This window comes from Klebsiella sp. CN_Kp066 (assembly GCF_040065135.1).
GTDB classification, from domain to species: Bacteria; Pseudomonadota; Gammaproteobacteria; order Enterobacterales; family Enterobacteriaceae; genus Klebsiella; species Klebsiella oxytoca.
The window spans coordinates 47,886-69,684 of sequence record NZ_JBEAIU010000061.1; the positions used below are offsets into that span (position 1 = coordinate 47,886).

The 21,799-nt window shown below is 56.5% G+C and carries 19 protein-coding genes and 1 pseudogene; 8 read left to right on the forward strand and 12 right to left on the reverse strand.

Translation table 11 applies throughout. The features are described 5' to 3' along the window. Window positions 1–35 precede the first annotated feature (35 nt). Both nudK and aegA read right to left on the reverse strand, forming a co-directional pair. Window positions 36–633 (reverse strand): annotated as a pseudogene (nudK, locus tag ABLV75_RS26975) (GDP-mannose pyrophosphatase NudK). A 58-nt stretch (window positions 634–691) separates the two neighbouring features. Continuing rightward, complete coding sequence (gene aegA, locus ABLV75_RS26980; RefSeq protein WP_049591726.1) at window positions 692–2,656, reverse strand: formate-dependent uric acid utilization protein AegA; 1,965 nt, start codon at window positions 2,654–2,656, stop codon at window positions 692–694. Window positions 2,657–3,029: 373 nt separating this feature from the next. Here aegA and acrD point away from each other — a divergent pair, with 373 nt between their 5' ends. After that, window positions 3,030–6,143, forward strand: coding sequence for a multidrug efflux RND transporter permease AcrD (gene acrD, locus ABLV75_RS26985; RefSeq protein WP_004104401.1), 3,114 nt, complete (start codon window positions 3,030–3,032; stop codon window positions 6,141–6,143). 136 nt (window positions 6,144–6,279) lie between these two features. Here acrD and ypfM read toward each other — a convergent pair whose 3' ends face one another. Continuing rightward, window positions 6,280–6,339, reverse strand: coding sequence for a protein YpfM (gene ypfM / locus ABLV75_RS26990; RefSeq protein WP_100181659.1), 60 nt, complete (start codon window positions 6,337–6,339; stop codon window positions 6,280–6,282). Between the two features lie 384 nt (window positions 6,340–6,723). Between ypfM and ABLV75_RS26995 the strand changes: the two genes are divergently transcribed. Genes ABLV75_RS26995 through ABLV75_RS27005 form a run of 3 tightly spaced genes read left to right on the forward strand, consistent with a single transcriptional unit; the run spans window position 6,724 to window position 8,439 of the window. Next, complete coding sequence (locus ABLV75_RS26995) at window positions 6,724–7,077, forward strand: ArsC family reductase (protein ID WP_004104403.1); 354 nt, start codon at window positions 6,724–6,726, stop codon at window positions 7,075–7,077. 3 nt (window positions 7,078–7,080) lie between these two features. Beyond that, window positions 7,081–8,208 carry a succinyl-diaminopimelate desuccinylase gene (dapE, locus tag ABLV75_RS27000; protein WP_004104405.1) on the forward strand — a complete coding sequence of 376 codons (1,128 nt, stop codon included), beginning with the start codon at window positions 7,081–7,083 and terminating at the stop codon, window positions 8,206–8,208. Window positions 8,209–8,235: 27 nt separating this feature from the next. Next, window positions 8,236–8,439, forward strand: a complete 204-nt coding sequence (locus ABLV75_RS27005; protein WP_004104407.1) for a YpfN family protein — start codon at window positions 8,236–8,238, stop codon at window positions 8,437–8,439. A gap of 239 nt (window positions 8,440–8,678) precedes the next feature. On the opposite strand, the gene ypfH is transcribed toward ABLV75_RS27005, so the two are convergent. The 6 genes from ypfH to dapA all read right to left on the reverse strand — a co-directional run bounded on the left by ypfH (window position 8,679) and on the right by dapA (window position 15,207). Next, complete coding sequence (gene ypfH, locus ABLV75_RS27010) at window positions 8,679–9,377, reverse strand: esterase (protein ID WP_348855228.1); 699 nt, start codon at window positions 9,375–9,377, stop codon at window positions 8,679–8,681. A gap of 73 nt (window positions 9,378–9,450) precedes the next feature. Further along, a complete protein-coding gene (locus ABLV75_RS27015; protein WP_004104415.1) occupies window positions 9,451–11,454 on the reverse strand; it encodes a GNAT family N-acetyltransferase in 2,004 nt (667 codons plus the stop codon). Between the two features lie 12 nt (window positions 11,455–11,466). Further along, window positions 11,467–12,336 carry a neutral zinc metallopeptidase gene (locus ABLV75_RS27020; protein WP_004104416.1) on the reverse strand — a complete coding sequence of 290 codons (870 nt, stop codon included), beginning with the start codon at window positions 12,334–12,336 and terminating at the stop codon, window positions 11,467–11,469. A gap of 119 nt (window positions 12,337–12,455) precedes the next feature. Continuing rightward, the gene (gene purC, locus ABLV75_RS27025) at window positions 12,456–13,169 is read right to left on the reverse strand and encodes a phosphoribosylaminoimidazolesuccinocarboxamide synthase (protein ID WP_004104417.1); all 714 of its coding nucleotides are present in this window, start codon (window positions 13,167–13,169) and stop codon (window positions 12,456–12,458) included. Between the two features lie 108 nt (window positions 13,170–13,277). Beyond that, window positions 13,278–14,312, reverse strand: a complete 1,035-nt coding sequence (bamC, locus tag ABLV75_RS27030; protein ID WP_004104418.1) for an outer membrane protein assembly factor BamC — start codon at window positions 14,310–14,312, stop codon at window positions 13,278–13,280. Window positions 14,313–14,328: 16 nt separating this feature from the next. After that, window positions 14,329–15,207, reverse strand: a complete 879-nt coding sequence (gene dapA / locus ABLV75_RS27035) for a 4-hydroxy-tetrahydrodipicolinate synthase (RefSeq protein ID WP_004104419.1) — start codon at window positions 15,205–15,207, stop codon at window positions 14,329–14,331. Between the two features lie 153 nt (window positions 15,208–15,360). Here dapA and ABLV75_RS27040 point away from each other — a divergent pair, with 153 nt between their 5' ends. Both ABLV75_RS27040 and bcp read left to right on the forward strand, forming a co-directional pair. Beyond that, window positions 15,361–15,930: a glycine cleavage system transcriptional repressor gene (locus tag ABLV75_RS27040; protein ID WP_004104421.1), complete on the forward strand. Its 570-nt coding sequence runs from the start codon at window positions 15,361–15,363 to the stop codon at window positions 15,928–15,930. A 3-nt stretch (window positions 15,931–15,933) separates the two neighbouring features. Further along, window positions 15,934–16,404 carry a thioredoxin-dependent thiol peroxidase gene (gene bcp / locus ABLV75_RS27045; RefSeq protein WP_004104423.1) on the forward strand — a complete coding sequence of 157 codons (471 nt, stop codon included), beginning with the start codon at window positions 15,934–15,936 and terminating at the stop codon, window positions 16,402–16,404. A gap of 71 nt (window positions 16,405–16,475) precedes the next feature. Here the strand turns inward: bcp and ABLV75_RS27050 are convergent, their stop codons facing one another. Continuing rightward, the gene (locus ABLV75_RS27050; protein WP_004104424.1) at window positions 16,476–17,543 is read right to left on the reverse strand and encodes an AI-2E family transporter; all 1,068 of its coding nucleotides are present in this window, start codon (window positions 17,541–17,543) and stop codon (window positions 16,476–16,478) included. Between the two features lie 229 nt (window positions 17,544–17,772). Between ABLV75_RS27050 and bepA the strand changes: the two genes are divergently transcribed. Both bepA and arsC read left to right on the forward strand, forming a co-directional pair. After that, entirely contained in the window at window positions 17,773–19,236 is a 1,464-nt protein-coding gene (gene bepA, locus ABLV75_RS27055) for a beta-barrel assembly-enhancing protease (RefSeq protein WP_004104425.1), read from the forward strand. Between the two features lie 9 nt (window positions 19,237–19,245). Continuing rightward, window positions 19,246–19,605: an arsenate reductase (glutaredoxin) gene (gene arsC, locus ABLV75_RS27060; protein WP_004104426.1), complete on the forward strand. Its 360-nt coding sequence runs from the start codon at window positions 19,246–19,248 to the stop codon at window positions 19,603–19,605. A 39-nt stretch (window positions 19,606–19,644) separates the two neighbouring features. Here the strand turns inward: arsC and ABLV75_RS27065 are convergent, their stop codons facing one another. Beyond that, window positions 19,645–20,346, reverse strand: a complete 702-nt coding sequence (locus tag ABLV75_RS27065; protein ID WP_213799324.1) for a DnaA inactivator Hda — start codon at window positions 20,344–20,346, stop codon at window positions 19,645–19,647. Window positions 20,347–20,441: 95 nt separating this feature from the next. Next, the gene (uraA, locus tag ABLV75_RS27070; RefSeq protein WP_004104428.1) at window positions 20,442–21,731 is read right to left on the reverse strand and encodes a uracil permease; all 1,290 of its coding nucleotides are present in this window, start codon (window positions 21,729–21,731) and stop codon (window positions 20,442–20,444) included. Window positions 21,732–21,799 lie beyond the last annotated feature (68 nt).

The window sequence follows — 21,799 nt, forward strand, 5'->3', positions numbered from 1 at the left end:
AACAGCGGCTATGTTCGCCAGCGGCGAGGTTTTACTCAATCGGATTTATCAGAGATCCCCGTTCATCAGCCCGGAGTTTTGCAAATATTGCAGCAGGATCACCGCTTTGCCGTCGCGGATTTCCCCGTTGGCCATCATCTCCAGCGCCCGATGATAAGGGAGCTCCAGCACCTCGATCTCTTCATCATCAACGCCGCCACCGTCGTTGGCCCGCTGGGTATCGTTATATTCGGCAATAAAGAAATGGATAAGCTCGGTGACGCCGCCGGGCGACATAAACAGTTCAAACAGTTTGCGCACTTCGCCGACTTCGAAGCCGGTCTCTTCAATGGCTTCTTTACGCACGCACGCCTCCGGCTCGTCGCTGTCCAGCAGCCCGGCGCAGGTTTCGATCAACATCCCGTCTTCGTTGCCGTTTACCCAGGTCGCGATGCGGAACTGGCGAACCAGCACGACGGTCTGCTTATGGCGGTTATACAGCAAGATGGTCGCACCGTTGCCGCGATCGTAGACTTCGCGTTTATGGCGAACCACGTTGCCGTCGCTGCGCGTCAGCTCATAGGTCATGTTGCGCAAAACGAACCAGTTTTCGGAGAGGATTTTATCTTTGATAATGTTGATATTGAGTGACATACGGGCCCCACAGCGTGAAATAACGATGTCATACTACGCTGCGGAACCCGCTTTGTCGTTAGTGAAGCGAAATCGGTTTAACCTCGAGGAAGTCCATGATCCCCTGCGCCGCGTGGCGGCCTTCCGCCATTGCAGTTACCACCAGATCGGCGCCGCGCACCGCATCGCCGCCGGCAAACACCTTACGATGAGTGGTCTGGTAACGATAGCGACTTTCCACATTGGCCTTAATTCGGCCGCGGCTGTCGAGCTTCACGCCCACCGATTCCAGCCACGGCATACCGTGCGGATGGAAACCGAAGGCCATAATCACCGCATCGGCGGGCATCACGAACTCGCTTCCGGGGATTGGCGAAGGGCTGCGGCGTCCCTGTGCATCCGGCGCGCCAAGCTGGGTTCGCAGGAAGCGCACGCCGTTGACGTGCCCCTCTTCGTTCAGCTCCAGGGTGACCGGCTGGACGTTAAATTCAAATAATGCCCCCTCTTCGCGCGCGTTTTTCACCTCTTTCTTCGAACCGGGCATGTTGGCTTCATCGCGACGATAGGCGCAGGTGACCTGCTTTGCGCCGTGGCGCAGCGCGGTGCGCACGCAGTCCATCGCCGTATCGCCGCCGCCGAGTACCACGACGTTCAGCCCCTCGGTATTGACGTAAGGCTCTTCCGGCAGCTCCAGCAGCCCCATAACCTGTTTAGTATTCGCGATCAGAAACGGCAGCGCATCGTAAACGCCGGGCGCGTCTTCATTCGGCAGATCCGCTTTCATGGAGCGATAGGTACCTGCGCCAATAAATACCGCATCATATTCATCAAGCAGCGTCGTCAGCGGAATATCCTTGCCTATTTCGCAGTTCAGCTCAAAGCGCACGCCCATCCGGGTGAAGATTTCACGCCGCCGGGCAAGCAGGGATTTATCCAGCTTGAAGGCCGGAATGCCAAAGGTCAGCAGGCCGCCGATTTCCGGATGGCGGTCAAACACCACCGGGCTTACGCCGTTGCGCACCAGCCGGTCGGCGCAGGCGAGACCGGCTGGACCGGCGCCGATAATCGCCACCCGCTTACCGCTGTTCACGACCTGCGAAAGATCCGGCCGCCAGCCGTTGGCCAGCGCCTGGTCGGAGATATAGCGTTCAATGTTGCCGATAGTCACCGAACCGTGCTCATCGCGCAGCGTGCAGGCCCCTTCGCACAGGCGGTCCTGCGGGCAGACGCGACCGGTTATTTCCGGCAGGCAGTTGGTCTGATGAGAAAGCTCAACGGCGGCGGCGATATCCCCCTCTTTCACCCGCTCAATCCACTGCGGAATATGGTTGTGCAGCGGGCAGGTCCATTCACAAATGCTGTTTTCGCCGCATTTCAGGCAGCGTTCCGCCTCGCGATTGGCCTGTCCGGCGCTGAACGGAAGATAAATTTCGGCAAAATTGGCCTTACGCGCTGCGGCGGATAGCTTGTCGGGCTCGCCGCGCGGCGGCGTCGCGGCCATCTGTGCGACTTTCCCGGCGGAGCAAGATGCCATCGGGGCGCCGGGGTGACCCAGACGCGCCGCGCGCTGACGCCGCTGTTTCGCCAGATTCATCAGCGTGCTGTCCGTCGCCAGCTCCAGCGCCCCGGCCGGGCAGTTTTGCACGCAGGCAGGCCCCTCTTCGCGACCGTTACACAAATCGCACTTATGCGCCGTCGCTTTGACTCTGCCTTCCTGTACCGGCGTCAGGACGATTTGCATCACGCCAAACGGGCAGGCAACCATACAGGATTTACAGCCGATGCATTTTTCCTGATTCACCTGGACGCTGCCGTTAAGCTGGCTGATGGCGTCATTTGGACAACTGCGGGCGCACGGCGCGCCTTCACAGTGGTGACAGGTTACTGCGTTACGCTTTTGCTCATTTTTGATAACCGTAATGCGCGGCAAAAAACGCTGCGGGGTCAATACATGCTGCTCATCGTTATGCGCCATGACGCAGGCAACTTCACAAGCCTTGCATCCGATGCACTTATGACTATCGCTTAAAATAAAGTGGTTCATGACATCCTTCAGTCTTATTGGTGAATAACCCCTCAATTCGCATGACTATCTATTACCCGACAAGGCGGGGCTGGAACAATGTGCAATTGCACAGGTCGCCGATTTTTTGGTAATAACCCGAGTTGGATCAATTTTTTTGACTTAAATGAAATTACGTTTTATTTAGCTAAGTGATAATAGGCCGCGTCTGCGGCGACGGGCAGAAAGGATGACGTCGGTAGAGGGAGAAGGACGGTTCTTTACGCTGCCATAAAAGGCACACGATAAATTACACTATCTCCTTATTTTCTCCACGATTGCCTGCGCCCTTGCCGCTAGAGTGTCACAGGCTCTGCAATAACAAAAAAATGTGCAAAATGAGGTCCTAATTCTGATGGCGAATTTTTTTATCGATCGCCCCATTTTTGCGTGGGTTCTGGCAATCCTGTTATGCCTGACCGGTACGCTCGCAATTTTGTCGCTTCCCGTTGAGCAATATCCCGAACTTGCCCCTCCTAACGTCAGGATCGCAGCAAACTATCCCGGGGCCTCGGCACAAACGCTGGAAAATACCGTTACCCAGGTTATCGAGCAGAATATGACCGGCCTCGACAACCTGATGTACATGTCATCCCAGAGCAGCGGCACCGGGCAAGCCACCGTGACGCTAAGCTTTACCGCCGGTACCGATCCGGACGAAGCCGTCCAGCAGGTGCAGAACCAGCTGCAGTCGGCGATGCGTAAACTCCCGCAGGCCGTCCAGAACCAGGGCGTGACGGTGCGTAAAACCGGGGACACCAACATCCTGACGATTGCGTTCGTCTCTACCGATGGCAGCATGGATAAACAGGATATCGCCGACTACGTCGCCAGTAACATTCAGGACCCGCTCAGCCGGGTAAACGGCGTCGGCGACATTGACGCCTATGGTTCCCAGTATTCGATGCGTATCTGGCTCGATCCGGCCAAACTCAACAGTTTTCAGATGACGGCAAAAGACGTCACCGATGCCATCTCTTCACAGAACGCGCAGATTGCCGTCGGCCAGCTGGGCGGTACGCCTTCGGTAGATAAACAGGCGCTCAACGCGACAATTAATTCGCAATCGCTGTTACAAACCCCGGAACAGTTCCGCAATATCACCCTTCGGGTTAATCAGGACGGCTCGGAAGTTACCCTTGGCGACGTCGCGACCGTGGAAATGGGAGCGGAGAAATACGATTACCTCAGCCGCTACAACCGCCAGGCGGCTTCCGGGCTGGGGGTTAAGCTGGCCTCTGGCGCAAACGAAATGGCGACCGCCGAACGCGTCATCAGCCGTCTGAACGAGCTGTCGCAATACTTCCCGCATGGTCTGGAATATAAAGTCGCTTACGAAACCACCTCATTCGTTAAGGCGTCGATTACCGACGTGGTGAAAACGCTGCTCGAAGCCATCGCGCTGGTGTTCCTCGTCATGTATCTGTTCTTGCAGAACTTCCGCGCGACATTGATCCCAACCATCGCCGTTCCGGTGGTGCTAATGGGGACTTTCGCCGTCCTCTACGCCTGCGGCTACAGCATCAACACCTTGACCATGTTTGCGGTGGTGCTGGCGATAGGCCTGCTGGTGGACGACGCCATCGTGGTGGTGGAAAACGTCGAGCGTATCATGAGCGAGGAGGGCCTCTCGCCGCGTGAAGCGACGCGAAAATCGATGGGGCAAATTCAGGGTGCGCTGGTCGGTATCGCCATGGTCCTATCGGCAGTATTCGTGCCAATGGCCTTCTTCGGCGGCACCACCGGCGCGATCTATCGTCAGTTCTCGATCACCATCGTCTCGGCAATGGTGCTGTCGGTTCTGGTGGCGATGATCCTTACCCCGGCGCTGTGCGCCACGCTGCTCAAACCGGTGCATAAAGGCGAAACCCACGGGCAACGGGGTTTCTTTGGCTGGTTTAACCGCACGTTTAACCGCAACGCCAGCCGCTATGAAACCGCCGTCGGCAAAATTCTTCACCGTTCGCTGCGCTGGATAATGATCTACGTCCTGCTGCTGGGGGGGATGGTGTTTCTGTTCCTGCATCTGCCAACGTCATTCCTGCCGCTGGAAGACCGCGGCATGTTTACCACGTCGGTGCAATTGCCCAGCGGTTCGACCCAGCAGCAAACCCTGAAGGTGGTCCAGCAGGCGGAAGACTATTTCCTGAAAAACGAAAAACAAAACGTCGAATCGGTGTTCGCCACCATCGGCTCCGGCCCCGGCGGCAACGGACAGAACGTAGCGCGTATGTTCGTTCGCCTGAAGGACTGGGACCAACGCGATCCGACAACCGGTTCCTCTTTCGCTATCATCGAACGCGCGACCAAAGCGTTTAACAAAATAAAAGAAGCTCGCGTCTTTGCCAGCAGCCCGCCGGCCATCAGCGGCCTGGGCAGTTCCGCCGGTTTCGATATGGAACTGGAAGACCATGCGGGCAACGGACACGAAGCGCTGATGGCCGCTCGCGATACCCTACTGGAGCTGGCCGCTAAAAATAACCAGCTGACCCGCGTTCGCCACAACGGCCTTGACGATAGCCCGCAGCTACAGGTGGATATCGATCAGCGCAAAGCCCAGGCGCTGGGCGTCTCCATCGATGATATCAACGACACCCTCCAGACCGCGTGGGGGTCAAGCTACGTCAACGACTTTATGGACCGCGGCCGCGTGAAGAAGGTCTATGTTCAGGCGGCCGCGCCGTATCGCATGCTGCCGGACGACATTAATCTATGGTACGTACGCAACAGCAGCGGCACGATGGTGCCCTTCTCCGCTTTCGCCACCTCCCGCTGGGAGACCGGTTCGCCGCGTCTGGAGCGCTACAACGGCTATTCAGCGGTAGAAATCGTCGGTGAAGCCGCGCCGGGCGTCAGTACCGGTACCGCGATGACAATTATGGAAGAGCTGGCCCGCCAGCTGCCAAACGGCTTTGGCCTTGAATGGACGGCGATGTCGTATCAGGAGCGCCTCTCCGGCGCGCAGGCTCCGGCGCTGTACGCCATTTCGCTGCTGGTCGTGTTCCTGTGCCTGGCGGCGCTGTACGAAAGCTGGTCGGTGCCGTTCTCGGTGATGCTGGTGGTGCCGCTGGGGGTCATCGGCGCCCTGCTGGCGACCTGGATGCGCGGTCTGGAAAACGATGTCTACTTCCAGGTGGGACTGCTGACGGTGATCGGTCTGTCGGCGAAGAACGCCATTCTCATCGTCGAGTTTGCCAATGAGCTGAATCAGAAAGGCGAGGACCTGCTTACCGCCACGCTCTCCGCCTGTCGCCAGCGTCTGCGGCCGATCCTGATGACCTCGCTGGCGTTTATCTTCGGCGTGCTGCCGATGGCCACCAGTACCGGTGCGGGTTCCGGCAGTCAGCATGCCGTTGGCACCGGGGTCATGGGCGGGATGATTTCAGCCACGGTGCTGGCAATCTTCTTCGTACCGCTGTTTTTCGTGCTGGTGCGTCGTCGCTTCCCGCTCAAGGAACGGCCGCAATAATCAGGATGCGCCCTGGCGATATGTCGCCGGGGCCAAATAACAGAAAAGGCGACCGGATGTGTCGCCTTTTTGATGTGGTCGCTTCAACTGCATTATTATTCTGCCTGTGAAATCGCCATGCTTTTATTGCGGAAATCTATTTACGAAGCATGCCTTCGATAAAGTCTTTCCAGTTCCCCAGTTCATGTTCAATCATAATAGCCTCTCTTATTATTATGGATGATTTTATGCAAATTCATTGATGGTTAAAAGCGCGTTTGCGCTATCGTTCTGATAACTCTAATTACCCCCTGCGGAATGATTTCTTTCGTTCGTAAGTACTATGAACCGATTCCGGGCATTTTAATGTGACCAACAGCAACAATTAGCAACATTTGTTCATCAGCCAGAAGCGCCTGGCGCCGCCTTATGGCCAACACTGGTCGCGCCCGTCGCTCAAAAAACAGCCAGAATGTAACGTTAAATATCTCTGGCGGGGAAAAACGATATTTATTAATGTAATTCACGTATTATTTATTCAGGGTTTATATATTCGGAAGATTCTTAGCTAATCATTTAATTCAACGGAAAAGGTTTAATCATGCTCACCATGTACGGGATAAAAAACTGCGACACCATTAAAAAGGCCCGCCGCTGGCTGGAAGCCCATCAGATAGAATATCGCTTTCATGATTATCGTGTCGATGGCCTGGATCGCAATTTATTAGACACCTTTATTGCCGAGCTCGGCTGGGAAGCGCTGCTCAACACTCGCGGTACGACCTGGCGCAAGCTGGACGAAACGGTTCGCACCGGTATCAATAACGCCGACGCCGCGGCGAAACTGATGCTGGAAATGCCGGCAATCATCAAACGCCCATTGCTCTGCGCGCCCGGTCAGCCTATGCTGCTGGGTTTCAGTGAATCAAGTTATCAGCAGTTTAACGAGGTGTAGTCTATGTCTTGCCCGGTCATTGAGCTGGCTCAGCAGCTTATTCGCCGCCCTTCCCTCAGCCCCGATGATGCGGGATGCCAGGCGTTAATGATTGAACGTCTGCGTGCGATTGGCTTTACCGTTGAACCGATGGATTTCGGAGATACCCAAAACTTCTGGGCCTGGCGCGGGCGCGGGGAAACGCTGGCGTTTGCCGGCCATACCGATGTCGTACCGTCGGGCGACGCCGATCGCTGGATTAATCCCCCCTTTGAACCCACCATTCGCGACGGCATGCTGTTTGGCCGCGGCGCCGCAGATATGAAAGGCTCGCTCGCGGCGATGGTGGTCGCGGCAGAACGCTTTGTGGCTCAGTATCCGAATCATAAAGGTCGTCTGGCCTTCCTGATTACTTCAGATGAAGAGGCCAGCGCCAAAAACGGTACCGTAAAGGTTGTTGAAGCGCTGATGGCGCGCAATGAGCGCCTGGATTATTGCCTGGTCGGCGAACCGTCCAGCACCGAAGTCGTCGGCGATGTCGTCAAAAACGGCCGTCGCGGCTCGCTGACCTGCAACCTGACCATTCACGGCGTACAGGGGCACGTGGCCTATCCGCATCTCGCCGATAACCCGGTTCACCGCGCCGCCCCGATGCTGGCGGAACTGGTGAACATCGAATGGGATAAGGGCAACGAATTCTTTCCGCCGACCAGTATGCAAATCGCTAACGTGCAGTCCGGGACCGGCAGCAACAACGTCATTCCCGGCGACATGTTCGTCCAGTTCAACTTCCGCTTTAGCACCGAGCTGACCGATGAAATGATTAAAGCGCGCGTCGTGGCGCTGCTGGAGAAATACGAACTGCGCTACAGCGTGGACTGGTGGCTCTCGGGGCAGCCGTTCCTGACCAGCCGCGGTAAGCTGGTTGATGCGGTGGTTAACGCTATTGAGCACTATAATGAAATAAAACCGCAGCTGCTGACTAACGGCGGCACGTCCGACGGGCGCTTTATCGCGCGTATGGGCGCGCAGGTGGTTGAACTGGGGCCAGTGAATGCCACCATTCATAAAATAAACGAGTGTGTGAATGCCGCCGACCTCCAGCTACTGGCGCGGATGTATCAACGCATTATGGAGCAGCTGGTCGCCTGACGGCATCAATAGAGAAGAGGTAAGCGCATGGATTGGCTATCGAAGTACTGGTGGGTCCTGGTGTTGGTATTTTTGGTGGGCGTGATGATCAACGTGATTAAAGATCTTACCCGCGTTGATCATAAAAAGTTTCTCAACAATAAACCGGATCTGCCGCCGCACCGCGACTTCAATGATAAGTGGGATGACGATGACGACTGGCCGAAGAACGACCCGTCAAAGAAGAAGTAACATCTTTTTTTGTTAGGTTTTCCCGGTAGCGCATCGCTGAGGAGGCAACGGGCTTACAGTCAGTCTGTGGGTCAAGTAGCCCGGACAGATACGCAGCATCGCCTCCGGCGAAATGATTCCACTCTGCTCCCTTTCCCCGGGGGCGGCGCTTAACGCGCCTTGCCCGGGCTACGGGTTTACAGCCCGTCTGCGGGCCGGTAGCCCGGACAGGCGCATCGCGCCGCCTCCGGATTTATTATTTATAGCGGTTCAATAATATCGCTGTCTTTCGGCGTGCTGCCGCTGAGCGCTTCGTCGAAATAGTGCTTCGGTACGGTAAAGCGCAGATGATCGAGAGCAAACTGCATGCTGCGATCGTCAATCGCGTGCCCCAGATCCTCAACGATATCCAGCGTCACATCCCCGCCGGCCTGCTGCAACGCCTCCTGCCCCGCAACCGCCCACGCCAGATCGATAACCCGATCTTCACCGCCGTGGATCAGGTGAATCGTGGTCGCGGTCGTCGCCGTCTCGGGCAGAGTCGCATAGCGGCCGTTGAAGGCAATCACCCGCGATGCCAGACCCGGTTCGGCTTTAATGCTTTCCAGCGACATAATCGCCCCCTGCGAGAAGCCGATCAGCGCCGTCGCCTGCGGGCTGACGCCGCTCTGTTGTTGCCAGTAGCGCACCGTTTCAATAAAGGTCGGCATAATCGCATCTACGCGCTGCTGGCGATTTTCTTCGCTGACGCCCTGGAGAGAAAACCACTGGCGTCCCGGAGCCGGGCCGCACGGCTCCGCGCCGCCGATGCTGACGATAAGCGCATCGGGAAAGAGCGGCGCAAACCAGCTACCGATTTGCCCCATGGCCACCGGGTTATCGCCGACGCCATGAAACAGCAGCAGCAGTTGCTGTGCAGGTGTTGCGGGGCTTTGAACAATAAAATGATCGTGTTTCATGGCTTTCTCCTTAATGTCTGCAAGGAAGTTTACGCCGCGGAGGGAATATGACCATGCCATTTAACTGATGAAGTTAGTTAAAAAATTGCAACATCTGAACCTGCCGGCGCAGGTCGTTGGCGCGGTTTTCATCCAGGCTAAGCAGCGCCTGCGCCGCCTCTTCGCGCAGCCTGGCCAGCAGCGCTTTCCGTCCGGATAAACCTAACGTTCGGCAAAGCGCGGTCTCATCCTGCTGCTGCAGGCGGGCCCGCAGCGCCGGAAGCGGCAGCGCCACCAGCATAAGCAGGCGATTGAGGCTACCCGCCGAGGTCAGCAGCGGACGATGGGCAAAAGCAAAACCCGCTACCTCCAGCCAGTCTTCTTCAGTAAGAATAGTCGCTTTCAGCGCCGTCAGCGGCACAGGTTCATCTCGCCACTCGCGCAGCCAGAATTCGTCGCGCTGCAGCCGTTGGGCTTCTTCGCTTGCCAGGAAATGTCCCGCTTCGCTGAGAGGATAGAGCGCCATCGCGGTGTAACAGCCGCTGCTGGCTTCCCGATGCGTGCCCAGCCGCACCAGCGTAAAACCGCAGCTTTGCCAGAAACGCCAAAGTTCGGGAGTATAGCCAAAACTGACTGAGAGATAATCCCGGTCCGCAGCCTGAGCCGCCGCCCGGGCCACCAGCCGCTGCCCCAGCCCCTCGCGCTGGCGAGCCGGATGCACGGCAATACGGCTGATGCGCAGGCCCGTCAACGTGGCCGCCAATGGGCTACCGCCATGCGCCGCCAGCGACTGCGCCACCAGATTTCCGCGCGGACGCCGATAGCCGGCCCATACCGCCCGGCTAAGCGACGGCTCAAGACCGCCCTCCTCCACCAGCCACAACGCCCCGGCGATGCGCTCGCCGCTATGGGCGCAGGTAAAATGCTGTCCTGGCGCATCCAGCATGCGCCGGAGATCCAGCGGCGACGTGCGATAGTGGGCCCCGGAGAGCAGCTGATACATCGCTTCCGGTAACGCAGGCTGCCGCCGCCAGCACTGCTGGCTGACGTTCTCCAGCGTGATATCGCCGCCTGGCGCATGCTGGAAGGTCTCATCATTGAACAGCAGCAGCTGTGCAATTGCCGCTTCCAGCGGACAGCCGCTAGCCCAGCGGATGGGCGTCGTGAGGCTAAACTGCCGTAGGTGCGCGAAGCTGGCGCAAAATTTAAGTAAAAAACCGCGTCCGGTCCCTTCATATCCCTGAACGGTGGTGATCAGCAGCGTTCTCGGGAAACGGGAAACAAGCTGGCGCAGCAGCGGCCCGGGGATGGCGGCAGCCTCGTCGACTATCAGCCATCCCGCTCGACGTCCGGACGCCAGTAATGCATCGGGCGCCATAAAGTTAACGCTCTCCCCGGCGAAAGCCGCCATCACCTCCGTCGCTCCGCGCGCCGGCGCGGTAACGATGGCGTCACCTTTTAACTGGCGGAGAAGCATTCCCGCGAGAGCGGACTTCCCTCGCCCGCGTTCGGCGGTCAACGCGGCAATACCGGGGGGGAAATCGGCCAGTTCGGCAAGAACGGCGGCCTGCTCCGCCTGCGGATGACCATCGGCGAAATGCCATCGCGGGCGCTCGGGAAATACGGGTACGACCCGTTCATGGCCCTGCCGCCAGAGAATGGACGCTTTATCCGCAACAATCTGTTGGCAAAAACGATAAACAAAGTTCGGCGTGGGAATGGGATCGGGAGCGTCGCTCCAGCGCCGGGAATCCGCATCAGGACGGGCCGGCCATTGGGCGAAGTCGGGGGTGAGCAATACCAGCCAGCTACCGGCGCGTAGCGTACCGGCTAACGCGGCGAAAGCGGCAACATCAAAGCCCGCGCGGGCATCGAAAAAGGCGTGCTGGTATTCGCGGCCAAGCAGCGATCTCAGATCTGCAGGCGGGACGTACGGCGCAGGCATCGGCTGTGGGCCAACCCACAGTCCGTCTCCGGCCAGCGCTGTGCGTATTTGTTGCGCCTGAAGCTGAGTCCAGGCATCGTCGCCGCTGAGAACCAGCAGACGACGAATGCCTTCGCGCGCCATCTGCGCCGTCAGACGACGCAGTTCATCCATGACAAAAGAGCATTACAGCGCATTGCCGAAGGTGTTGCACTGCGCCGGGTCGCCGCTATCGAAGCCGCGTTTAAACCAGGTATAGCGCTGCTGCGACGTTCCGTGGGTAAAGCTGTCCGGCACCACCCGCCCCTGGCTCTGCTGCTGCAGGCGATCGTCGCCAATCGCCTCTGCGGCATTCAGCGCTTCCTGGAGGTCGCCGGTCTCCATGTAGTCCTGCTTCTGCATGTTGTAGCCCCAGACGCCAGCGAAGCAGTCCGCCTGTAGTTCCATTTTCACCGACAGGCGATTCGCTTCCGCCTGCGAAGCGTTTTGCTGTAGCTGACGCACTTTCGATTCAATACCCAGCAGCTTTTGTACGTGGTGGCCAACCTCGTGGGCGATAACGTAGCCCTGTGCGAAATCGCCGCCGGCGCCAAGCTTGTTTCTCATCTCATCGTAAAATGACAGGTCGATATACACCGTGCTGTCCGCCGGGCAGTAAAAAGGCCCCATAACGGATTGACCGGTACCGCAGGCGGTCCGCGTCGCGCCGCGGTACATCACCAGTTTGGGCTGCGGATACTGGCGGCCCATATCTTTAAATATTGCTCCCCAGGTATCTTCCGTGTCCGCCAGAATCACCTTAGTGAATTTTGCGGCTTCTTCATCCTGCGGGCTGATGGAGCGTTGGGTGGTGGTTTGCTGCGGAGATACCGGCTCGCCGGTCAGCATGCCGGTTAAATCGACGCCGTAATAGCCCGCCACCAGAACAATAATCAGCAGCACAATGCCGCCTTTGCCGCTGGGGAGACGAAAACCGCCCCCGCCGCCCATTGGCGAACCAGATTGACTACGACGATCTTCAACATTGTCGCTCTCGCGACGTCCTTGCCAGCGCATAAGCACCTCAATTCATCATATTAACCAATGAATAAGATCGTAGGCGGTTCAGCGAAGGATTACCACAGGAAACAGCAAGAAGAGCGCCAGAAGAAGAAAACTTCTCCTGGCGTAGGGGATTAGTCGAGCTTCACGCCCAGGCGATGAGCGACTTCTTCGTAGGCTTCAATCAGGCCGCCGAGGCTCTGGCGGAAACGGTCTTTGTCCATTTTATCCATGGTCTTTTTATCCCACAGACGGCTGCCGTCCGGAGAAAATTCATCCCCCAGCACCACTTCGCCTTTGAACAGACCAAATTCCAGCTTGAAGTCCACCAGGATCAGGCCCGCATCGTCAAACAGCTTTTTCAGCACATCGTTAGCTTTGTAGGTCAGCTCCTGCATACGCGCCAGGTTCTCTTTGCTCACCCAGCCAAAGGTTTCGCAGTAGGATTCGTTGACCATCGGATCGTGCATGGCGTCGTTCTTCAGGAACAGGTCGAACAGCGGCGGGTTCAGCTCGATGCCCTCTTCAATCCCTAAGCGTTTCACCAGCGAACCGGCAGCGCGGTTACGCACCACGCACTCCACCGGCACCATATCCAGCTTTTTAACCAGACACTCGGTATCGGACAACAGCGCTTCCATCTGGGTCGGGATACCCGCTTCCGCCAGCTTGCTCATAATGAAATGGTTGAACTTGTTGTTCACCATGCCTTTACGATCGAACTGCTCAATGCGAGCGCCGTCCCCTGCTGACGTATCGTTACGGAATTCGAGTATCAACAGATCCGGGTTTTCGGTGCTGTATACCGTCTTCGCCTTACCACGATACAACTCAGCTTGCTTTTGCATCTTTGTCACTCCAGTGATGATTAACGATAAAAATTTGTGCTTTTCTGCCGACGCACACGTTTGCGTCACTATACATTAAAAAGGGCCGGATTGCTCCAGCCCTGTTAATTACTTACTTAATGCGGCCTGGAATACGGCAACCAGGGCATCATTTTGCGACTGCGTCAGAGTATGGCCTTTCGGGTCGATGAACTGCAGACTGCTGCGGTTATCGAGGTCCCCGACCTGCAATTTATAATCGCCGGACACCAGCTGTGGGTCGCGAGCACCCAGATCGGTCCAGCCGCTGTCGGAAAGCGGTTTATAGGTCACGGACAAGTTACCCTGAGAGCGAGAACTATCAGTTACCTTCATACCCACTTTTTCCAGCGCGCCCGGCAGGCGTTGCCATACCAGATTAAACGGTGCGCGAACGATCAGCATCGGCAGGCCGGTATCATCAGCCCCGCTCTGCACGTCGAAGGTTGCCCCGGCATTTTTCTGCGCGGCGTTCTGCGCGCTGGTCGCGTTCAGATCCAGACCTTCGGAAATGACGTTCAGCATGGCGGTACTGTAGCGCTGCAGCGAAGCCGGATCGGCAACAGGTTTACCTGCCTGCTCCAGATTCACCAGCTTCACGATCACCGCCTGCTGGTAGCCCTGCTGTTTAACTGAGATTTGATAGCGACCACGATACTGCTGGTCTTCATCGAGGCGATTCCATTCGACCCAGTCGGTATTCAGCGTCTGGCTGGCATCGTCGCGTTTAGCGATAGTGTAGTTTTTCGACTGCACGATGCTTGCCACCTGCGCCCACAGCGAACCGCTGCGCCCGTTTTCCACCATCAGCGTTGCGGTATCACCGTTAAACTGCGTGCGTGCGCCGCTGACCAGCGCCAGAGGCTGGGCTGGCGGACGAATATCCAGCGCTTTGCCTGTGTTACCGGTGCTGGTCGCAACCGGAATATTATAATCACCCACCTGAACCGGCAGAATCATACCTGCTGGCGCGTGAAGTTCACTAAGCGGCGTAGCCTGCAAATAGGCCTCGTCGCCGCTCACCTGACGCTTATAGCGCGAGTCAGAACTACAGGCCGCGAGGAGTAGAACCAGCGAAACACCCGCAACCTTCGCCAGGCGCGACTTCTGTACTGAGTAAGCCATCAAATCTCCCTAAACTTTACAGCAAACCGGCATGCTTCAGCGCTGCGGTAACAACCTTCGTACCGTTTTCGGTAATCGGGGTCATCGGCAGGCGTAGCGTATCGGTCGCCACAAGACCCAACGCCTTACAGGCCCACTTGACCGGGATAGGGTTGGGTTCGACAAATAATTTGGTATGCAATGGCATCAGACGCTGGTTAATCGCACGAGCTTCGGCAAATTGACCTGCTAGCGCCAGTCGGCACATCTCGGCCATTTCACGCGCCGCAACGTTTGTCGTTACGGAAATCACGCCATGGCCGCCTAGCTGCATAAAGTCCATTCCGGTCGCGTCATCGCCGCTCAGCAGAATAAAGTCATCTGAAACCAGCTCTTTGATCTGATGAACCCGGCTTAAGTTCCCCGTCGCTTCCTTAATACCGATAATATTTTTGATTTCCGCCAGACGACCAACGGTTTCAGGCAGCATATCGCAACCGGTACGGGAGGGCACATTATACAGAATTTGCGGCAGGTCAGTATGTTCTGCGATAGCTTTAAAGTGTTGGAAGAGTCCTTCCTGAGTCGGACGGTTGTAATAAGGCGTTACCGTCAGGCAGCCAACCACGCCGCTATCGTTAAATCTTTTAGTCAGGCTAATCGCCTCTGCGGTTGCATTGGCACCGGTACCGGCAATGACCGGGATACGCCCGTCGGCCAGTTCCAGCGTCTGCATGACCACGTCACCATGCTCTTCATGGCTCAATGTTGCGGACTCTCCGGTAGTGCCTACCGAAACAATCGCCGAGGTTCCGTTGGCGACATGGTAATCAATCAGTTTTTTCAGGCTTGACCGGCAAACGTTGCCGTTTTCATCCATCGGCGTGACAAGCGCTACAATACTTCCCGTAAACATGGGCCATCCTCAGAGCATAAGTGGGACAAGATTCTCAATGTTACGTTTGGTGCCGCAATAAAAGCAAGAGAGCCGATGCCATCAGGGATGTTGTATGCCGGTTTTTTTTATGCTTTCCTAACGTTACCTCACCTTTTTAAAGGAAGAACAGGTTTGACAGCCTCATTACAACACTATCTGGTTATTACCGCGTTGGGTGCTGACCGCCCAGGCATCGTGAATACGATCACTCGTCACGTCAGCAGCTGCGGCTGTAATATCGAAGACAGTCGGCTGGCCATGCTTGGCGATGAGTTTACGTTTATCATGCTGCTTTCCGGTTCGTGGAATGCGATTAACCTGATTGAATCAACTCTGCCGCTGAAAGGCGCCGAGCTGGATCTGCTTATCGTGATGAAGCGTACAACCGCAAGGCCGCCGCAGGCGATGCAGAATAGCGTCTGGGTTCAGGTTGAGGTGCCGGATTCACCGCACATCATTGAGCGATTCACGGCTCTGTGCGATACGTGGAAAATGAACATTGCCGAACTGGTTTCCCGTACTCAGCCGGGAGCGAACGATGATTCAGCACAGCTTTTTATTCAAATCACCGCCCACAGCCCGACTACGCAAAATGCATCAAATATCGAACAAGCGTTCAAAGCCCTATGTACAGAACTGAATGCACAAGGCAGTATTAACATCGTTAATTATTCACAGCATGATGAACAGGATGGAGTTTGAGTGATGAACCCACTGAAAGCCGGTGATATTGCACCGAAATTTAGCTTACCGGACCAGGACGGCGAGGAAGTAAATTTGACCGACTTCCAGGGACAGCGTGTTCTGGTTTATTTTTATCCCAAAGCCATGACCCCGGGCTGCACCGTACAGGCGTGCGGTTTACGCGATAATATGGACGACCTGAAAAAAGCAGGCGTTGAAGTTCTGGGAATCAGTACGGATAAACCAGAAAAACTCTCCCGTTTCGCCGAAAAAGAGCTGCTGAACTTCACTCTGCTGTCTGATGAAGATCATCAGGTGTGCGAGCAGTTCGGTATCTGGGGTGAAAAAACCTTTATGGGGAAAACCTACGACGGTATTCATCGTATTAGCTTCCTCATCGATGCCAATGGCAAAATCGAACATGTTTTTGATGACTTCAAAACCAGCAATCACCACGACGTGGTGCTGAACTGGCTGAAAGAAAACGCCTGACGCACGAGTAAACGCAAGACGCCGGGTCATCGCCCGGCGTCTTTTTTTAGGCCATTCTTTGCGGCTTCGCGCTAATGCTCGTCTTCCACTATCAGGCCATCCGGCCAGGCATGCACCACCGCTTTGATGAGCGTCGCCAGCGGGATCGCGAAGAACACTCCCCAGAATCCCCACAGACCACCGAAAATCACCACCGACAGAATAATGACCAGCGGATGCAGGTTAACGGCTTCCGAGAACAGTACCGGCACCAGCAGGTTGCCGTCCAGCCCCTGAATAATCAGGTAAACCGCAAACAGGCTCCAGAACTCGGTGCCCGCGCCAAACTGGAACAACGCCACGCCCACCACCGGAATAGTGACCACAAAGGCGCCGATATAGGGAATTAATACCGAGAATCCGACCAGTACCGCCAGCAGCAGCGAATAGTTAAGGCCAAAAAGGATAAAGCCAATCCACGTCGCCACGCCGACGACGATCATCTCCAGCACCTTACCGCGGATATAGTTGGTAATTTGCTGGTTCATCTCTTTCCACACCTGCCCGGCCAGGCCGCGGTTGCGCGGCAGCACCCGGCGCACGGCGTTAAGCATCTGCTCTTTATCTTTCAGCAGAAAGAAAACCATCAGCGGAACCAACACCAGGTAGACCGCCAGCGTCAGCAGCCCGACCAGGGAGGCCAGCGAATATTTCACCACCGAATCGCCGACGGTTAACATCCGGCTGCGCATGTTCTCCGCCATCGCGTCGATAATCCCGGCATCCATTAAGGCCGGATAACGGCGCGGCACCGTGGCGGCGAAATCGGAAAGCTTATTCAGCATTCCCGGCATATCGCGAATCAGATAAATACCCTGCTGCCAGGCAACAGGCATCACCACGAACGCCATCAGGAGCAGAATACCGACGAACAGAATCAGCACAACCGACGTGGCCCAGGTACGTGAAAAACCGATACGCTCCAGTCTGACGGTAGGCCACTCCAGCAAATAGGCCAGAACAATCGACACTAACAAAGGCGCCAGCAGGCCGCTGAAGAAAAACATAATGCCGAACCCGGCCAGCAAAATGACCAGCAGCGCTATCGCCTCCGGATCGCTGAACCGTCGACGGTACCACTGCATTAACATCTGAAGCATAAAACCCTTCCCTGAAGAGCAAAGCTGTAACAATCTCAGGAATTGTATCGAAATGTCACAAAAAAGACTTCGCTTTTTATGGGTAAAACCACAAACATTAATGACCGGGTGAATATCATATTTGCAACGCCGCGAACGACGGCTAAACTCGCTGAACCTGCTTGCGGTCAGGGAACATTACGCCGCACAATCGGTCAAACTGGCACACCTACATTACAGGACAGAGGTTATGTTCAGGCAGTTGAAGAAAACGCTGGTGGCGACCGTCATAGCGTCGCTGACGCTGGGTTCAATATTACCTGCTTTTGCCGACACCGCAGACACCCTGCCGGACATGGGCACCTCCGCAGGAAGCACGCTCTCCATCGGCCAGGAAATGCAGATGGGAGACTACTATGTACGCCAGCTGCGCGGCAGTGCGCCGTTAATTAATGACCCGCTGCTGGTGCAATATATTAACGGTTTAGGCATGCGCCTGGTCTCGCACGCCAATTCCGTGCGCACCCCGTTCCACTTTTATTTAATCAATAACGATCAGATTAACGCCTTTGCTTTCTTCGGCGGCAACGTGGTGCTGCACTCGGCCCTGTTCCGCTACTCGGATAACGAAAGCGAGCTGGCATCGGTCATGGCGCACGAAATTTCTCACGTTACCCAGCGCCACCTTGCCCGCGCCATGGAAGACCAAAAGCGTAACGCTCCGCTCACCTGGGTCGGTGCGCTGGGTTCAATTCTTCTGGCGATGGCCAGCCCGCAGGCCGGTATGGCCGCGCTGACCGGTACCCTGGCGGGTAGCCAGCAGGGAATGATCAGCTTTACCCGTCAAAACGAAGAAGAGGCCGACCGCATTGGTATTCAGGTCCTTCAGCGCTCTGGGTTCGACCCGCAGGCGATGCCGGCGTTTATGGGAAAACTGCTCGACGAGTCGCGCTACTCCACCCGTCCGCCGGAAATGCTGCTGACGCACCCGCTGCCGGAAAGCCGGCTTGCCGACGCCCGCAACCGCGCGAATCAAATGCGCCCGGTTGTCGCACAGTCCTCAGCTGACTTCTATCTGGCGAAAGCCAGAACGCTCGGTATGTACACTTCCGGCGATAATAAGCTGGGCAATGACCTGCTGAGCAGCTGGGAAAAAGGCAATATTCGCGAACAGCACGCCGCCCAGTACGGTCGCGCTCTGTTGGCAATGGGCAACAACAACTACGATCTGGCGCGCAAAACGCTACAGCCGTTGCTGACCGCAGAACCGCAGAACGCCTGGTATCTCGACCTGGCCACCGATATCGACCTCGGGCAAAAAAGAGCGACAGACGCGATTAACCGCCTGAAAAGCGCTCGCGAACTGCGCACCAACCCGGTGCTGCAGCTCAACCTCGCCAACGCCCTGCTGGAAGGAGGACAACCGGCGGAAGCCGCGAATATCCTTAACCGCTACACCTTTAATAATAAAGACGACATCAACGGTTGGGAGCTGCTGGCGCAGGCGGAAGCCAAACTGGGCAATCGCGATCAGGAGCTGGCTGCCAGAGCAGAAGGGATGGCGCTGGTAGGCCGCCTCGATCAGGCGATTACCCTGCTCAGCAGCGCCAGCTCGCAGGTGAAATTAGGCAGCTTACAGCAGGCCCGCTACGATGCGCGTATCGATCAGCTGCGCCAGCTGCAGCAACGCTTTAAACCGTACCAGAAAATGTAAGGAGATCTCATGTCCGATACGGTCAAAATCTATCACAACCCGCGCTGCTCCAAGAGCCGCGACACGTTGAGCCTGCTGAAGGCTAACGGTATCGACCCTGAAGTGGTGCTCTATCTGGAGACGCCGCCGGATGCCGCCACGCTGCGCCAGCTGCTGAAGATGTTAGGGATGGCCAGCGCGCGCGAGTTAATGCGCCAGAAAGAAGATCTCTATAAATCGCTGGATCTCGCTAATCCGCAGCTCAGCGAAGATGCGCTGATCCAGGCAATGATCGATAATCCAAAACTGATTGAGCGCCCTATTGTCGTCAGCCACGGCGAGGCCCGTATCGGCCGCCCGCCGGAGCAGGTACTGGAGATCGTTAACTAGCATCATTCTGCCGCGGTTGGCTTCGGAAACCGCGGCCCGCTACAGCTTGAGGATCTCTTTGACGAAAGGAATGGTCAGCTTGCGCTGGGCGGTTATAGAAGCGCGATCGAGCTGATCGAGCGTCATAAACAGCGAGCGCATTTCACGATCCAGGCGCTTGAGGAGGAACCGGCAGACGTCTTCCGGCATTTCAAAGCCGCGCAGCCTCGCCCGCAGCTGAAGCGCCTGGAGCTTATCTTCATCCGATAGCGGCTGCAGCTTGTAGATTTGTCCCCAGTCGAGGCGCGAGGCAAGATCCGGCAGGCCCAGCTTGAGCTGGCGCGGCGGTCGATCGCCGGTGATCAGCAGCCGGGTTTTACCGGATTCGAGGATGCGGTTGTAGAGGTCGAAAATCGCCATTTCCCACAGCTCATCGCCCGCCACGCATTCAATATTGTCGATGCAAACCAGCGATAGCTGCTCCATTCCGTCCAGCACTTCAGGAACAAACCACGTCCGTTTATCCAGCGGCACATAGCCCACCGCATCCCCGCGCTGGGAAAGTTCCGCGCATGCTGCGTGCAGGAGATGGCTGCGCCCCGCCCCTTCGCGTGACCAGATATAGATGTATCCGCTATGCTCCTGCCGCAGCACATTTTGCAGGGCGGCAAGAAGAGAAGGGTTATCACCCGGCCAGAAACTTGCGAAAGTTTCATCATCGGGAAGATACAGTGGCAAAGAGAGCTGTGCCGGTGCGTTCAGATGGACCTCAACATAGGCTTTCAGAAAAACGCGGAGAGTTTAGCACAGAAATACGCAAGGAGAGAACCGGGCAGGATTGCCGCCCGGTATAAGGATCAATGTTTTGCTTCTTCGCTATCGGCAGCGTCGAGAACGACCTCTTCCGGACGCAAGACGCCGATCAGTTTAAAGATCAGACTCAGGCCGACGCCAACAATCGTCGCCAGCGCCATGCCTTTCAGTTCGGCGGCGCCGATATGCACTTTTGCACCGCTCACGCCGATAATCAGGATGACGGAGGTCAGAATCAGGTTCTGCGCCTTGTTGTAATCGACTTTTGATTCGATCAGCACGCGAATACCCGATGCGCCAATCACTCCGTACAGCAGCAGAGAGACGCCGCCCATTACCGGCAGCGGGATAATCTGGATCGCCGCCGCCAGCTTGCCGACGCAGGAGAGCAGAATCGCGATGATCGCCGCGCCGCCGATAACCCAGGTACTGTAAACGCGGGTAATCGCCATCACGCCAATGTTCTCGCCGTAGGTGGTGTTCGGCGTGGAGCCAAAGAAGCCGGAGATCACCGTGGAGAGACCGTTGGCAAACATTGAACGATGCAGGCCCGGATCGCGGATCAGATCTTTTTTGACGATATTGGCCGTTACCACCAGATGCCCAACGTGCTCGGCGATCACCACCAGCGCGGCTGGAAGAATGGTGAAAATCGCAAACCATTCAAAGCGCGGGGTGTAGAAGGTCGGCAGCGCGAACCAGTGAGCCTCGGCGATGGGCGTCGTATCGACAACGCCCATTACGAAGGAGAGCGCGTAGCCAACCAGGACGCCGATTAAAATCGGGATAATCGCCAGGAAACCGCGGAACAGCACCGAACCGAAGACCGTCACCGCCAGCGTCACCATCGAAATGATGATGGTTTTGCTGTCCGGCGATTGTCCCTCTGCGGGCAGCAGACCGGCCATATTCGCCGCGACGCCCGCCAGCTCCAGCCCGATAACCGCAACAATCGCGCCCATCGCCGCCGGGGGGAACATCACATCAAGCCAGCCGGTGCCGGCTTTTTTGACAATAAAGGAGACGATGCAAAACAGCACGCCGCACATGATAAAGCCGCCGAGAGCGACTTCGTAGCCCAACGGTAGCAAAAGCAGTACCGGAGAAATAAACGCAAAGCTCGATCCCAGATAAGCCGGGATTTTGCCTTTGCAGATGAAAAGGTATAACAGCGTTCCGATGCCGTTAAACAGCAGTACCGTGGCCGGATTGATGTGAAACAGAACGGGCACCAGTACCGTTGCGCCAAACATGGCGAACAGATGTTGCAAACTAAGCGGGATTGTCTGTAAAAGCGGCGGTCTTTCACTCACCCCGATAGCACGGCGCGTCATGGCATTTTCCTCTGAGAGTCGTTTGTTGATTGCTGTTGGTGTGTTTTATTCAAAAAAAAGCCGACTCT